Genomic DNA, 13,302 nt, shown 5'->3' with positions numbered 1-13,302 from the left:
CAGCCACCGTGTGGCCGGTGCGCGGCGCCCGCCCGCTGAGACGGGGCCCGCGCGTGGCGGCGAACCCTGCCAATGTCACTCGTGTCGCCCAATTTTGCCACTTGGGGTGAGAACGCCCCCGTGCGCCTCTGGACGCGGGGCCCCCGGTCCGCTCTCATGGCAGGAAGCTCGCCTCGGGGGAGGCCCTTTTCATGAAGCGCTCCGGACCACTCGTCACTCTGCTCGCGGGACTGCTGCTCGGCCTTTTCATGCTGTCGCTGAACGCCACGACGGGGACGAAGAGCGCCTCCACCTCGTACGCCGAGAATTCACCGGAGGCCACGGCCTCCCCGACGCCCACCAGGACGAGCGCTCCTCCTTCACCGTCCTCGCCGTCCCCCTCCCGCACCCCGGTTCCCGACGCCGACTACGCGGGCCGTACCACCGACGACTCCGCCGCCGTCGCCGTGACGCTGAGCGACGGCAAGGCGGTCGCGTACTTCTGCGACGGCCGCGCGAAGGAGTCCTGGCTGAAGGGCGACGTCGAGGACGACGGCACGATGAAGCTCACCGGCAAGCACGGCGCCGAGCTGAACGGCACCCTCAAGGAGGGCAAGCGGATCAGCGGAACCGTCGACATCGACGGCGACCGGTACGCCTTCACCGCCGACAAGGCGAAGAAGCCGTCCGGGCTGTACCGGGCCACGGCGACGGTGCGGGGCGCGAAGGTCGACGGCGGCTGGATCGTCCTGCCGGACGGCCGGCAGGTCGGCATCCTCACCCGCGACGACGAGCCCTCCCCGGCACCGCGGATCGACCCGGAGACCGGCGCGGTGACGGTCGACGGACAGCAGCTCACGGCACGCCCCGTCACCCCTTGACCCTTCCCGGAGTCGTTCATGACCGTCGACCCGAACGCCGCCACCCAGAGCTTCCCCTCGGAGCCCGACCACCGCCGCCCGCGCCCGGCCCGCTACCTGGTTCCGGCGTTCGTCGCCGCCGCGGTGGCGGTGGGCCTCGGCGTGTACGGCAAGGTCCACGACCCGGCCGGGACCGCCTTCAACCTGGCCGGCTTCAGCAGCACCGGGGCGGTGAAGTCGTGGCTGGCCAGCGTCGCGTTCTTCTTCGCACTCGTTCAGGTGGCCTCGGCGGCGATGGTGTACGGCAGGCTGCCGGGCCCTCGCTGGTCATCGGCCCTGCACCGCTGGTCGGGCCGGGTGGCGTTCCTGGTGTCGGTGCCGGTCGCGGTGCACTGCCTGTACGCCCTCGGCTATCAGACGTACGAAACGCGCGTTTTGTGGCATTCTCTGCTGGGTTGCTTCTTCTTCGGTGCCTTCAGTGCCAAGATGCTGCTGCTCCGCTCGGAGCGACTCCCCGGCTGGCTGCTGCCCCTCGTCGGCGGCCTGGTCTTCACCGCGCTCACGATCATCTGGCTCACCTCTGCCCTCTGGTTCTTCCGCACCTTCGGAGTGACGACATGACTCAAGGCCCGACGCGGCGCACGATCCTTCTCGCGACGGGTGCGGCGGCACTGACCGTCGGGTGCGGCGAGTACGGCGACGAGAGCTCCGACGAGGACACCGGTGCACCCTCGTCCGTCGAGGCCTCCGCCGGGCAGGAACTGGCGAAGACGAGCGACATCCCGGTCGGCGGCGGCACGATCTTCCCCGACGAGCGGATCGTCGTCACCCAGCCGAAGCAGGGCGAGTTCAAGGCCTTCTCGAACATCTGCACCCACCAGCAGTGCCCGGTGGCCAACGTCTCCGACGGCACCATCAACTGCACCTGCCACGGCAGCAAGTTCAGCATCACCGACGGTTCGGTGGCCAACCCCCCGGCCACCAAGCCGTTGCCCGAGAAACAGATCAAGGTGTCCGGGGAGTCGATCACCCTGGCCTGACCCGTCAGGCGTCCCAGAGCGCCCCGAGGGTCACCAGCTCGCCCTGGTACTCGATCCGGTCCGCCCACTCGGCCGGCCAGGCTTCCGCGCCCAGGTACGCGCCGGCGAAGGCACCCGCCAGGCACGCGATCGAGTCCGAGTCGCCGGCCGTGCAGGCGGCCCGGCGCAGGGCCGTCACCGGCTCGTCGGCGAAGAGCAGGAAGCTCAACAGCCCGGTCGCCATGGCCTCTTCGGCGATCCACCCCTCGCCGGTGAACAGGCACGGGTCGGTCTCCGGCGAGGGCGTGCGCAGGGCGTCCTCGAGGCGGTCGAGGATCGCCAGGCACTCGTCCCATCCCCGGGCGATGAAGTGCTCGGGGCCGGGATCCTGGCTGCGCGTCCACAGGTCGCCGAGCCAGCGCTCGTGGTACCGGCCGCGGTTCTCCTCGGCGTACGACCGCAGCAGCCCGACCAGTTCCCCCGGCTCGGCCCCGTGTGCGAGCAGCCGTACGGCGTGCGCGGTGAGGTCGGAGGCGGCGAGTGCCGTCGGATGCCCGTGCGTGAGGGCGGACTGCAACTGGGCGGCGCCCGCGCGCTGTTCGTCGCTCAGCCCAGGCAGCAGCCCGACGGGCGCGACCCGCATGTTGGCGCCGCAGCCCTTGGAGCCGATCTGGCTGGCGTCCTGCCAGGGCAGGTCCGGACGTTCGAGGAGGGCGCAGGCCCGCAGGCAGGTGTTGCCCGGCGCCCGGTTGTTCTCCGGGGAGCGGTTCCAGGCGATGAACTCCCGCCGTACGGGCTCGGCCATGTCGGGCCCGAGCACGCCCCGGTCCATGGCCGACCGCAGCCCCTTCCCCAGCGCCAGCGTCATCTGCGTGTCGTCGGTGACGAGGGCGGGGGTCGGAAGCGACATGTCCCGCCAGGGCCCGAACCTGTCGATGATCGACGACACGCCCTGGAACTCGGTCGGGTATCCGAGCGCGTCACCGAGGGCGAGTCCGATGAGCGCTCCCGTGGCGGCGCGCTTGGTGAGGATAGTGGTCATGCGGGACGTCCTTCCCGGGACGGTCGGAGGAGGGGGGGTTGCAGGGCGGTGGCCGGACCCGCCCGGTACAGCGCGGCCGGTTTGCCACGGCCGCCGGTCAGCCGGGCGGCACCGGGTACCGCTTCGACGAATCCGGGCGTGGCGAGCACCTTGCGCCGGAAGTTGGGCCGGTCGAGCGCGGTGCCCCACACGGTCTCGTAGACCTGCTGCAGCTCGCCGAGCGTGAACTCGGGCGGGCAGAAGGCGGTGGCGAGGCAGGTGTACTCGAGCTTGGCGCCGACGCGGTCATGGGCGTCCGCGAGGATCCGGTCGTGGTCGAAGGCGAGCGGCCCGACGGAGGCGTACGGCACCCAGCGGGCCTGCGCCGCGTCACTGCCGCCGTGCGGTTCGGGCGGGTCGGGCAGCAGCGCGGCGAACGCGACCGACACGACCCGCATCCGGGGGTCCCGGTCGGGCTCGCTGTAGGTCCGCAGCTGCTCCAGGTGCAGCCCGGACACGTCCGCGAGGCCTGTCTCCTCGGCGAGCTCCCGCCGAGCGGCCGTTTCCGCTGACTCGTCCGGCTGTACGAACCCGCCGGGCAACGCCCAGTGCCCGGCGTACGGCTCCTGCCCACGCTCGACGAGCAGCACCTGCAAGGAGCCCGCGCCGAGCGTCAGCACGGCCAGGTCGACGGCGACGGCGAAGGGCTCGTGGGCGTACTTGTCGTAGGCCTTCCTGTCGTCGTTCACCCGCACCCACTCACCTCTTCTTAATAGTCAGTACGACTATAAAGAGGCGGGTGCGTCTCCACAACCCCTCAGGAGCGACACAGCGCGAACACCGCCACCACCGCTCCCGCCCAGCGGCTGCAGCCACGGGATGTCCGTCGCCGGGGCGCTCAACGGCTCCTCAGGCGCGTCGGAGGGCCCGCCCAGCCCCGAGGGCATCGGACGCCGCGTACGGCTCTCCAGCGCCGTCAGACACGTGCTGGTGGCGATCCGGTGCAGCCAGGTCCGCTACGACGCCCGGCCCTCGTAGCGACAGGAGGGAAGGCGAAAACGAATCGGCCGGCCCCGGGAAACATCCGGAACCGGCCGCACACGCGCGTGGAAGGGCGGGACTACAGGTCGACTTCCTTCATCAGCATGCCGACCTCGGTGTTCGACAGCCGCCGCAGCCAGCCCGACTTCTGGTCGCCCAGGGTGATGGGGCCGAAGGCGACGCGGACCAGCTTGTCGACCGGGAAACCGGCCTCGGCCAGCATGCGGCGGACGATGTGCTTGCGGCCCTCGTGGAGGGTGACCTCGACGAGGTAGTTCTTGCCGGTCTGCTCGACGACCCTGAAGTGGTCCGCCTTCGCGTACCCGTCCTCCAGCTGGATGCCGTTCTTGAGCTGCTTGCCCAGGTCGCGCGGGATCGGGCCCACGATGTGCGCGAGGTAGACCTTCTTCACGCCGTACTTGGGGTGGGTCAGCCGGTGCGCCAGCTCGCCGTGGTTGGTGAGCAGGATGACGCCCTCGGTCTCGGTGTCGAGCCGCCCGACGTGGAAGAGCCGCGTCTCGCGGTTGGTGACGTAGTCCCCGAGGCACTGCCGGCCCTCGGTGTCCTCCATCGTCGAGACGACACCGGCCGGCTTGTTCAGCGAGAAGAACTGGTACGACTGGGTCGCGACCGTCAGGCCGTCGACCTTGACCTCGTCGTTCTCCGGGTCGACCCGCTTGCCCTGCTCCAGGACGATCTCGCCGTTGACCTCGACCCGCGCCTGCTCGATCAGCTCCTCGCAGGCACGCCGGGAGCCGTAGCCCGCGCGCGCGAGGACCTTCTGCAGCCGCTCGCCCTCCAGCTCGGCGCCCGGGAAGGTCTTGGGCAGCTTCACGTCCTTCTTGTCTGCGTAGCGCTCGCGGTTGCGCTCCTCGGCCCGCGTCTCGTACTCGCGCGAGGTGGCCGGGGCCCACCGTCCGCGCTGCTGGGGCTTCTTCGGCCCGCCCTTGGCACCGCCGCGGGCCGCGCCGCCGCGCCCCGCCTTCGGGCCCTCATGAGACGCGCTGGGGCCCACGTCGTAGCGGCGCTCCTCGGGGCGGGGCTTGCTGGGACGGCCCTGGCCCTGGCTCTTGGCCTGGCCCTGCCCCTGACCCTGACCCTGAGGCTTGCCCTGGCCCTGAGCCCTGCCCGGACCCGGCTTCTGGCCCCTGTTGTTGCCGGCCCCGCGGGGCTTGCCCCGCCCGCCGCTCTTACCGCTACCGCTACCGCTGCCACTGCTTCGCATCAAAGTTCCGTCGTTGTCGTGTTCGGCATGTTCGTCCTGGGACCGTCGTCCGGCTCCGGAGCGTCCGGATCGAACGACGGTACGGCTTCCTGGGTCTCGGCCTCGATCGCCTCCGCCTCCGGGAGGAAGGGCGCGAGCTCCGGGAGCTCGTCCAGACCGCGCAGGCCCATCCGCTCCAGGAAATAGTTCGTCGTCGTGTAAAGGATCGCACCTGTTTCGGGTTCCGTGCCCGCCTCCTCGACCAGACCGCGCTGGAGGAGGGTGCGCATCACGCCGTCACAGTTGACTCCGCGGACCGCCGAGACCCTGCTGCGGCTGACCGGCTGGCGGTAGGCGACCACCGCCAACGTCTCCAGGGCGGCCTGGGTGAGCCGGGCCTGCTGGCCGTCCAGGACGAAGCCCTCGACGGCCGCCGCGTACTCGGGACGGCTGTAGAAACGCCAGCCGCCGGCGATCAGCCGCAGCTCGAAGCCGCGCCCCTGCACGGTGTACTCGTCGGCCAGCTCCCGCAGCGCGTCCCCGATCTGCCGCCTGGGACGCTGGAGGATCTTCGCCAGGTGCTCCTCGGTCGCCGGCTCGTCCACGACCATGAGGACGGCCTCCAGGGCCGGCTTGAGGTCGAGGTCGGCGACAGTGGGCGGCCCCGGGGGAACTTCGGTGTTCTCCTCGCTCACGGCTTCTTCTCCTCCTTGGGCTCCTCGGGCGGCCGGTCGAACTCGTCGGTGACCACGGGCTGAGCGTCCCCGTCCCCACCGGTCCAGCGCACGAGCAGCTCCCCGAGAGCGGTCTCCTGGTCGAGGGCCACGGCCTTCTCCCGGTACAGCTCCAGCAGGGCCAGGAAGCGCGCCACGACGGTGAGGGTGTCGTCGGTGTCCTCGACCAGCGTCCGGAAGCTCGCCTCCCCCAGCTCCTTGAGCCGCGCGACGACGATCCCGGCCTGCTCCTGGACGCTGACCAGCGGCGCGTGGATGTGGTCGACGTACACCTGCGGCTTGGGCCTGGGCTGCATCGCCTTGACGGCGAGCTTCGCGAACCCTTCCGCGCCGATGCTGATGACCACCTCGGGCAGCAGCTCGGCGTGGTGCGGTTCGAGTCCGACGGTACGGGGGTAGCGGCGGGCCTCCTCGTCGAGGCGTCCGCTGAAGATGTCGGCGATCTGCTTGTACGCGCGGTACTGCAGGAGCCGCGCGAACAGCAGGTCCCGGGCCTCCAGCAAGGCCAGGTCGGCCTCGTCCTCCACCTCGGCGGCGGGCAGCAGCCGCGCCGCCTTCAGGTCCAGCAGCGTGGCGGCGACGACCAGGAACTCGGTCGTCTGGTCGAGGTCCCAGTCCGGGCCCATCGCCCTGATGTGGGCCATGAACTCGTCGGTCACCTTGGACAGGGCGACCTCGGTGACGTCCAGCTTGTGCCGGGAGATCAACTGGAGGAGCAGGTCGAAGGGCCCCTCGAAATTGGCGAGACGGACCTTGAAGACGCCGTCGGAGGGTTCCTCGGCCGCCGCGGGAGCGGGTGGCTCCGCGGGAGCGGAAGCCTCCACGGGAGCGGCGGTCTCCACAAGGGGAGCGGCGGTCTCCACGGGAGCGGCGGTCTCCACAAGGGGAGCGGCGGTCTCCACAAGGGGAGGTTCCCCCACAACGGAGGGTTCCTCCACAACGGGAGGTTCCTCCACCGGAGCCGGGGCCTCAACCGACGCCGGCCCTGCCCCCGGCCCCTTCCCCAGCGCACGCCGACGGCCGGCGGTGGCGCCGGAGACGGGGGGCACGTCGTTCGAGGTCATGGCCCCCGCAGGCTACCGCTACCGCCCGCGCAGCCGTCGTACGAGGATGCTCGCGTCCCCGCGGGACTCCAGATCGGCCAGCACGACGGCGACGGCCTCGCGGACGATTCGCCCTCGGTCGACCGCCAGCCCGTGCTCGCCGCGGAGCACCAGACGCGCGTGCTCCAGATCCATGAGTTCCTCGGCGGACACGTACACCGTGATCTTCTCGTCGTGCCGCTCACGTCCGCTGGGCCGGCGCGAGGCCGCCCGACCGCGCTTGCCGCGCGGCGCGGCAGAACCTTCCTGCGCGTCCTGACCACGTCCGGAGCGGTCCGCGCCCCGGCTGCGGGACTCGCCGGTCCCGGCCGGCTCCGCGCCGGTCGCCACGTGCTCCGCTCCGTCGCCGTCACCGCCCTGGGCGGGCACCGACTGCGGTGCGTCCTCGGACGAGGACGCGGGCGACGCCGCCGCGGCCCCGTCCGGCTCCCCCGCGGGAGCCGGCACCCGGGCCTCGCCGTTGGCCCCGCGCCGGGGAGTGGACGCCTGGAGCGCCATTCCCCCTGTCGTACGGAACAGTTCGTCGGCCCCCGGCAGACTCACTCGGCGTGACACCGGGCGAGCACCTCCCTGGCGAGCTGGCGGTAGGCGGCGGCACCGACGGAGTTGGAGGCGTACGTCGTGATCGGCTCGCCGGCGACCGTGGTCTCCGGGAAGCGGACCGTGCGCCCGATGACCGTGTGGTAGACGTGGTCGTCGAACGCCTCGACCACACGCGCGAGCACCTCACGGCTGTGCACCGTGCGGGAGTCGTACATCGTGGCGAGGATCCCGTCGAGCTCCAGCTCCGGGTTGAGCCGTTCCTGGACCTTCTCGATGGTCTCCGTCAGCAGCGCGACACCGCGGAGGGCGAAGAACTCGCACTCCAGGGGCACGATCACCTTGTGCGCGGCCGTCAGGGCGTTCACCGTGAGCAGGCCGAGCGAGGGCTGACAGTCGATCACGATGTAGTCGTAGTCGGCCATGAGCGGCTTCAGGGCGCGTTGCAGCGTCGACTCGCGTGCCACCTCGGAGACCAGCTGGACCTCGGCGGCGGACAGGTCGATGTTGCTGGGCAGCAGGTCCATGTTGGGGACCGCTGTCTTCAGGAGCACCTCGTCGGCCGCCATGCCCCGCTCCATGAGCAGGTTGTAGACCGTGAGGTCGAGCTCCATCGGGTTGACACCGAGACCCACCGACAGCGCGCCCTGCGGGTCGAAGTCCACGAGCAGCACACGACGGCCGTACTCCGCGAGGGCGGCACCCAGGTTGATGGTGGACGTCGTCTTGCCGACGCCGCCCTTCTGGTTGCACATCGCGATGATCTTCGCGGGCCCGTGATCGGTCAGCGGGCCCGGGATCGGGAAGTACGGCAGCGGACGGCCGGTCGGGCCGATGCGCTCACGGCGCTGACGGGCAGCGTCGGGCGCGAGCGTGGCCGCGTACTCGGGGTCGGGCTCGTACTCGGCGTCGGGATCGTAGAAGTGCCCGTCGGGCAGTTCGTCGTAGTCGGCGAAGTGGTTGTGGGGCGCGCCACTTCCGTCGCCGGCCATGGCGTTCACGTGATGGCCATCCATGCTCTGGTGTGCTGGCTGAGTCACCCCTGAGATCCGGTGACTCCGGTGGGCTGCGAAGGTGCGCACCGCGACGGAGCCGACAGCCTCGAACCCCGCGGGGCCCTCGGCCCCTGCAGGCATTCCTGGTTGACCACCCCCGGGAGAAAATGTCGACTCATTCACAAGTCGTCTTACCTCCTTGGTGACCAGGAAATTTCTAGACAGGTCAGCGTGGCACCATGCCGACGGTTGGCGACTCTATGGCGTGTCGGGCGTTCGCAGCAACACAATCCGCCGGACCCGGCAGGATGTGTCGGCAATGAAACATCCCTCTGTCAAGGGCGTACGGCCGTCGCACGGTAGGTTTCACCGGTGTACGAATCGGTTCAAGGGTTACGTTCGAGGCGAGTTGACCTAGAGCCGCAAAGTGACCATACACACACCCGGCCGGACCTTTGTCGGGCAAGGTCAGGCCGGGTGCGCGGTGTTGACGACCTGTGTTGACGTATCGCCTTTTGCCGAATGCTGACTTGGCGACGGCCGACCAGACGTCCCGGGTGCCGGGCGCTCAGCCGAGCAGCGCCTCCAGCTCCACGTGCTCCAGGCCGTGCGCCTCGGCGACCTCCCGGTAAACGACCCTGCCGTCATGGGCGTTGAGCCCCTTGGCCAGAGCCGGATCGCGGCGCAGCGCCTGCGCCCAGCCGCGGTCGGCGAGTTCGACGATGTACGGCAGCGTCGCGTTGGTGAGCGCGTAGGTGGAGGTGTTGGGCACCGCGCCGGGCATGTTGGCGACGCAGTAGAAGACCGAGTTGTGGACCGGGAAGGTCGGCTCGGCGTGGGTGGTCGGGCGGGAGTCCTCGAAGCAGCCGCCCTGGTCGATCGCGATGTCGACAAGGACACTTCCCGGCTTCATGCGCGACACGAGCTCGTTGGTGACCAGCTTCGGCGCCTTGGCGCCCGGGATGAGGACGGCGCCGATGACGAGGTCGGCCTCCAGGCAGGCCTTCTCGAGCTCGAAGGCGTTGGAGACGACGGTCTGGATCTTCGTACCGAAGACCTTGTCGGCTTCCTTGAGCTTGTTGATGTCCTTGTCGAGCAGGGTCACGTGGAAGCCCATGCCGATGGCGATCTGCGCGGCGTTCCAGCCGGAGACACCGCCGCCGATGACGACGGCGCGGCCGGCCAGTACACCGGGGACACCGCCGGGCAGCACTCCACGGCCGCCGTTCGCGGCCATGAGGTGGTAGGCGCCGACCTGCGGGGCGAGCCGGCCCGCGACCTCGGACATGGGGGCGAGCAGCGGGAGCGCGCGGCTGGGCAGCTCGACCGTCTCGTATGCGATCGCGGTGGTGCCGGACTCGATGAGGGCGTCCGTGCACTCCTTGGAGGCGGCCAGGTGCAGGTAGGTGAAGAGCGTCTGGTCCTTGCGGAGGCGGTGGTACTCCTCGGCGATGGGCTCCTTGACCTTGAGCAGCAGGTCGGCGGTGGCCCACACCTCGTCGGCGGTCGGAAGGATCTGCGCGCCGGCGGCGACGTACTCGTCGTTCGTGATCGAGGAACCGACACCGGCATCGTGCTCGATGACGACCTGGTGGCCGTGGCGCACCAGCTCGTGCACGCCGGCGGGGGTGATGGCCACCCGGAACTCGTTGTTCTTGACCTCGCGGGGGATGCCGACCTTCACGTCGATCACGGTCCTTGGCTCAGAGGATGTCGGGGCATTACAAGACATACCCAGGCATGCAAGGGCACACCGGGATGCACCGCAGGAGAAGGTGCGGCAGAGCCAGTCTAATGAAGGTGTTCCCGCTGTCTAGCCTTTCATTGCATCAATCTTCAGCGGATGTACTTCGGATTTCGCAGGTGTTAGCGCCCTGTTCCGGCAGATCGAGGGGTTCCGGCACGGAAACGGGCCCTTCATCGGGCCCCCCGGCCTCCTCGTCGGCCTCCTGGAGCTCCTCCCCCAGCAGCTGCTCGGCCGTGCTCCGGTGCAGCGCCGCGGCCGTCGGATCGCCGAGGTGCTCCAGCGTGTCGGCGAGCCGCAACTGCAGTGCGGCCTGCAGCCGTACGTCCTCGGCGCGACGCGCCCACTCCACGGCCTCCTGGCAGGTGTGCAACGACTCTTCGGGCCGTCCGGCGTACTCCTGGACGCGCGCGAGTTCGCTCAACGCCCGTGCGTGGGCGGCCACATCGCCGTTCTTGCGGTATCCGGCGACCGCGGCCCGCCAGTTGCGCTGCGCCTCGCCGTACCGGCCCGCGTAGGTGTGGGCCTCGGCGATACGGCCGTACAGCCGCGCGGCGTCCGCGCGCTCGTCGCGGGCCAGGCGCTGGACGAGGGCCCGGCCGTACCAGTCGGCCGCCCGGTCGTAGTCCCCGAGCTCCAGGTGCGCGCCGCCTACGGATTCCATCGCGCGGCCGGTCGCGTACGGGTCGTTCGCCTCCCGTCCGGCGTCCAGAGCCGCCCGGTAACGGGCCAGGGCCTTCGTCGTACGGCCGGTCCGGGCGTCCAGGTCGGCGAGGTTCAGCAGGGCGGCGGCCTTCTCACGGGGCAGCTCGCGGCGCTCGGCCACGTCGAGGACGAGGCGGTGGATGCCGTACAGGTCGGGCGCGGCGGCCTGGGTGCCGAAGTGGGCGACCATCGCCCGCACGAGCTGGGACATCAGGCGCCGGGCGAGGGTGTCCAGCTCGCCGTCGGCGACCGCGAGGCGGGCCGCGGCGAGCAGCGCGGGCCTGCGGATGCTCAGCCAGTCGGCGGCCGCCCTCGGGCTCGGGAAGCGCAGGGAGCGCGGCATGCCCTGGAGCTTCTCGCGTGTCTCGGGGTCGTCGGTCTCGGTGATCGCCCGGCAGGACTGCAGCAGCCGTACGTTCCGCTCCAGCATCCGGGCGCGAGCCAGCTGGAGTTCGGCGGGGCGGTCCTGGGACTCGGCGAGCGCCTTCAGCAGCGGCTGCAGGCAGCCCGGCACCTCGTACTGCGGCAGCGGCGAGGGCACGGCGTGCAGCAGGCCGAGGGCGACGAAGTCGTCCAGGGTGGTGCGGGCGCCGCCCACCGAACAGCCGGCGAGCGAGGAGGCGGTGTGCGGGTCTACGAGGCCGGCCGGAGCGAGGCAGAGCAGTCGCAGTATCCGGGCGGCCGGAGCGGGCAGGGACACGTAGGCGAGCCGGAACACCCTGCTGAGCGGGGTCGTTCCTTCGTCACTCTCGGTGTGCAGGTGCTTGGCGAGGTCGGCGACGGCCGCCTTGGGGCGGGCGGCGAGCCAGCCGCCCGCGAGCGTCAGGGCGGCGGGCTGGGCCTGGCATTCCTCGACCAGGCCTTCGGCGGCACGGGGGTCGACGGTGATGCGGACGGAGCCGGTGTGCCGGGACAGCAGTTCGATGGCGGACTTGGTGTCGAGGCCGCCCAGGGTGCACGGTCGGACGTCCGCGATCCCGGTCAGCGGGCCCCCCGAGACGGCCACCACCAGGCAGTCCGGCGTGTCCGGCAGCAGGGCGTCGACCTGCTCGGCGGTGGCCGCGTCGTCGAGCAGGAGCAGCACGCGGCGATCGGCGAGGCCCTCGCGGAGCGCCGCCGTGAGGTCGTCCTCGGCGGCTCCGGCGGGCGTCGGCAGCTCCAGCGCGGCCAGCAGTTCGCGGGCGGTGAACTCGGTCGGCACGGGCGTGCCGTCGGGCTCGCTGAGCCGGGTCCGCAGCACGCCGTCCCGGTAACGGTCCGCTACCTGCCGTACGAGTTCCTCAGCGAGCGCCGTACGACCCGAGCCGGGCTTGCCCGCGATGAGGAGCACGCGCGCGCGGGGAGCCTTGCGGCCGGAGATGGTGTCCAGGCCGGCGCGCTCGATGTCGGCGCGGAGTTCTTTCAACTCTCTTGTGCGGCCCAGGAATCGAGACCCCGCAGCAGCGTCTCCGGACAGCCGCACGCCGCCTGTGTCCACCGCCTGATCCGTCACGGGCCACACTCCCGTCCCACCGCACGCGCAAGCCCGCCGGGACTCCGGTTCGGGCGTTTCCAGAGCCTAGTTCACGCTCTGCTACGTTCCGTGTGGAGCGCGGCGGGCACATCCCCCGATCGGATCAGCCGATGGTCACATGAGTGGCAGGGTGTGTGGGTTCAGGACTCGAACGGTCGCGCGGGCCAGGGCGCCTCGGCCGGACGCAGCGCGTCGAGCCCGTCACCGCCGCGCGCGGCGACCAGGGAGAGCACACCGACGACGAGGCAGTTGTTGTGCAGCTCCCCCGCGAGCACGCCCCGGACGAGCTCGTCGACCGGCACGCGCGCGTGCTCCATGTCGGCCTCCTCGTCCTCCACCTCGAAGCGCTCCCCCTCGGCCTCGGACAGACCACGGGCGAGGAAGATCCGTACGGCCTCGTCACAGCCGCCGGCCGTCGTGTACACGTCGGTGAGGACCCGCCAGTCCTCGGCCTTGACGTGCGCCTCCTCGTACAGCTCGCGCTGGGCCGCGTGCAGCGGGTTCTCGCCGGGAACGTCGAGCAGGCCGGCCGGGATCTCCCACAGCTTCTGCCGCACCGGGTGCCGGTACTGCTTGATGAGCAGGACACGGTCCTCGCTGTCGAGGGCGACGACGGCGACGGAGCCGGGGTGGACCTGGTAGTCACGGCCGACCACCGAACCGTCGGGCATGACCACCTCGTCCGTGCGGACGGAGGTCTTGTTGCCCACGAAAGGAGTCTCGGTGGACCGGATCTCCCACGCCTCGGGGGTGTCCTTGATCGTCATGCCCTGTCCTTCCACGTGCGCAAAGAGGCCGGGGCGCCCACCTTTTGAATGCGCGCGCCCCGGCCACCGTACAACTG

The 13,302-nt window shown here is 70.8% G+C and carries 13 protein-coding genes and 1 pseudogene; 3 read left to right on the top strand and 11 right to left on the bottom strand.

The window, feature by feature from the left end:
• Positions 1-191 precede the first annotated feature (191 nt).
• The 3 genes from ACWBNA_RS42280 to ACWBNA_RS42270 are packed head-to-tail and all read left to right on the top strand — an operon-like array spanning position 192 to position 1,879.
• Positions 192-860 (top strand): hypothetical protein, encoded by a 669-nt coding sequence (locus tag ACWBNA_RS42280; RefSeq protein ID WP_482709903.1) that lies wholly within the window; start codon positions 192-194, stop codon positions 858-860.
• 18 nt (positions 861-878) lie between these two features.
• Positions 879-1,460 (top strand): DUF6529 family protein, encoded by a 582-nt coding sequence (locus ACWBNA_RS42275; RefSeq protein ID WP_482709902.1) that lies wholly within the window; start codon positions 879-881, stop codon positions 1,458-1,460.
• Positions 1,457-1,879: a Rieske (2Fe-2S) protein gene (locus ACWBNA_RS42270; RefSeq protein ID WP_482709901.1), complete on the top strand. Its 423-nt coding sequence runs from the start codon at positions 1,457-1,459 to the stop codon at positions 1,877-1,879. Before ACWBNA_RS42275 ends, ACWBNA_RS42270 begins: the two co-directional genes overlap by 4 nt.
• A gap of 4 nt (positions 1,880-1,883) precedes the next feature.
• Here the strand turns inward: ACWBNA_RS42270 and ACWBNA_RS42265 are convergent, their stop codons facing one another.
• The 11 genes and pseudogenes from ACWBNA_RS42265 to ACWBNA_RS42215 all read right to left on the bottom strand — a co-directional run bounded on the left by ACWBNA_RS42265 (position 1,884) and on the right by ACWBNA_RS42215 (position 13,225).
• A complete protein-coding gene (locus tag ACWBNA_RS42265) occupies positions 1,884-2,900 on the bottom strand; it encodes an ADP-ribosylglycohydrolase family protein (protein WP_482709900.1) in 1,017 nt (338 codons plus the stop codon).
• Positions 2,897-3,628 (bottom strand): NUDIX hydrolase, encoded by a 732-nt coding sequence (locus tag ACWBNA_RS42260; RefSeq protein ID WP_482709899.1) that lies wholly within the window; start codon positions 3,626-3,628, stop codon positions 2,897-2,899. The genes ACWBNA_RS42265 and ACWBNA_RS42260 overlap by 4 nt, the downstream gene beginning before the upstream one ends.
• Before the next feature lie 114 nt (positions 3,629-3,742).
• Positions 3,743-3,895: pseudogene (locus ACWBNA_RS42255) on the bottom strand (RNA polymerase subunit sigma-70); the annotation flags it as partial.
• A gap of 104 nt (positions 3,896-3,999) precedes the next feature.
• Entirely contained in the window at positions 4,000-5,145 is a 1,146-nt protein-coding gene (locus tag ACWBNA_RS42250) for a pseudouridine synthase (protein WP_482709898.1), read from the bottom strand.
• Positions 5,145-5,819: an SMC-Scp complex subunit ScpB gene (gene scpB / locus ACWBNA_RS42245; RefSeq protein ID WP_482709897.1), complete on the bottom strand. Its 675-nt coding sequence runs from the start codon at positions 5,817-5,819 to the stop codon at positions 5,145-5,147. Before scpB ends, ACWBNA_RS42250 begins: the two co-directional genes overlap by 1 nt.
• Positions 5,816-6,922, bottom strand: a complete 1,107-nt coding sequence (locus tag ACWBNA_RS42240) for a segregation and condensation protein A (RefSeq protein WP_482709896.1) — start codon at positions 6,920-6,922, stop codon at positions 5,816-5,818. Before ACWBNA_RS42240 ends, scpB begins: the two co-directional genes overlap by 4 nt.
• Positions 6,923-6,940: 18 nt before the next feature.
• Positions 6,941-7,516, bottom strand: a complete 576-nt coding sequence (locus ACWBNA_RS42235) for a hypothetical protein (RefSeq protein ID WP_482709895.1) — start codon at positions 7,514-7,516, stop codon at positions 6,941-6,943.
• Positions 7,501-8,637, bottom strand: a complete 1,137-nt coding sequence (locus tag ACWBNA_RS42230) for a ParA family protein (RefSeq protein WP_482709894.1) — start codon at positions 8,635-8,637, stop codon at positions 7,501-7,503. The genes ACWBNA_RS42235 and ACWBNA_RS42230 overlap by 16 nt, the downstream gene beginning before the upstream one ends.
• Positions 8,638-9,064: 427 nt before the next feature.
• Positions 9,065-10,189, bottom strand: a complete 1,125-nt coding sequence (gene ald / locus ACWBNA_RS42225) for an alanine dehydrogenase (RefSeq protein WP_482709893.1) — start codon at positions 10,187-10,189, stop codon at positions 9,065-9,067.
• A gap of 136 nt (positions 10,190-10,325) precedes the next feature.
• On the bottom strand, positions 10,326-12,437 hold the full coding sequence (locus tag ACWBNA_RS42220) for a tetratricopeptide repeat protein (RefSeq protein ID WP_482709892.1): 2,112 nt from the start codon (positions 12,435-12,437) through the stop codon (positions 10,326-10,328).
• 161 nt (positions 12,438-12,598) lie between these two features.
• Positions 12,599-13,225, bottom strand: a complete 627-nt coding sequence (locus ACWBNA_RS42215; protein WP_482709891.1) for an NUDIX domain-containing protein — start codon at positions 13,223-13,225, stop codon at positions 12,599-12,601.
• Between the last annotated feature and the right edge of the window lie 77 nt (positions 13,226-13,302).

The organism is Streptomyces sp. Q2 (genome assembly GCF_056820935.1).
Note: the sequence above shows the minus strand (reverse complement) of the source record. Positions and strands in the feature narration are given on the sequence as shown.

Excerpts from the sequence above, each read along its gene's own strand:
- ACWBNA_RS42280 (WP_482709903.1), top strand. The coding sequence starts at position 192 with ATGAAGCGCTCCGGACCACTCGTCACTCTGCTCGCGGGACTGCTGCTC.
- ACWBNA_RS42275 (WP_482709902.1), top strand. The coding sequence starts at position 879 with ATGACCGTCGACCCGAACGCCGCCACCCAGAGCTTCCCCTCGGAGCCC.
- ACWBNA_RS42270 (WP_482709901.1), top strand. The coding sequence starts at position 1,457 with ATGACTCAAGGCCCGACGCGGCGCACGATCCTTCTCGCGACGGGTGCG.
- ACWBNA_RS42265 (WP_482709900.1), bottom strand. The coding sequence starts at position 2,900 with ATGACCACTATCCTCACCAAGCGCGCCGCCACGGGAGCGCTCATCGGA.
- ACWBNA_RS42250 (WP_482709898.1), bottom strand. The coding sequence starts at position 5,145 with ATGCGAAGCAGTGGCAGCGGTAGCGGTAGCGGTAAGAGCGGCGGGCGG.
- ACWBNA_RS42240 (WP_482709896.1), bottom strand. The coding sequence starts at position 6,922 with ATGACCTCGAACGACGTGCCCCCCGTCTCCGGCGCCACCGCCGGCCGT.
- ACWBNA_RS42230 (WP_482709894.1), bottom strand. The coding sequence starts at position 8,637 with ATGCCTGCAGGGGCCGAGGGCCCCGCGGGGTTCGAGGCTGTCGGCTCC.
- ACWBNA_RS42215 (WP_482709891.1), bottom strand. The coding sequence starts at position 13,225 with ATGACGATCAAGGACACCCCCGAGGCGTGGGAGATCCGGTCCACCGAG.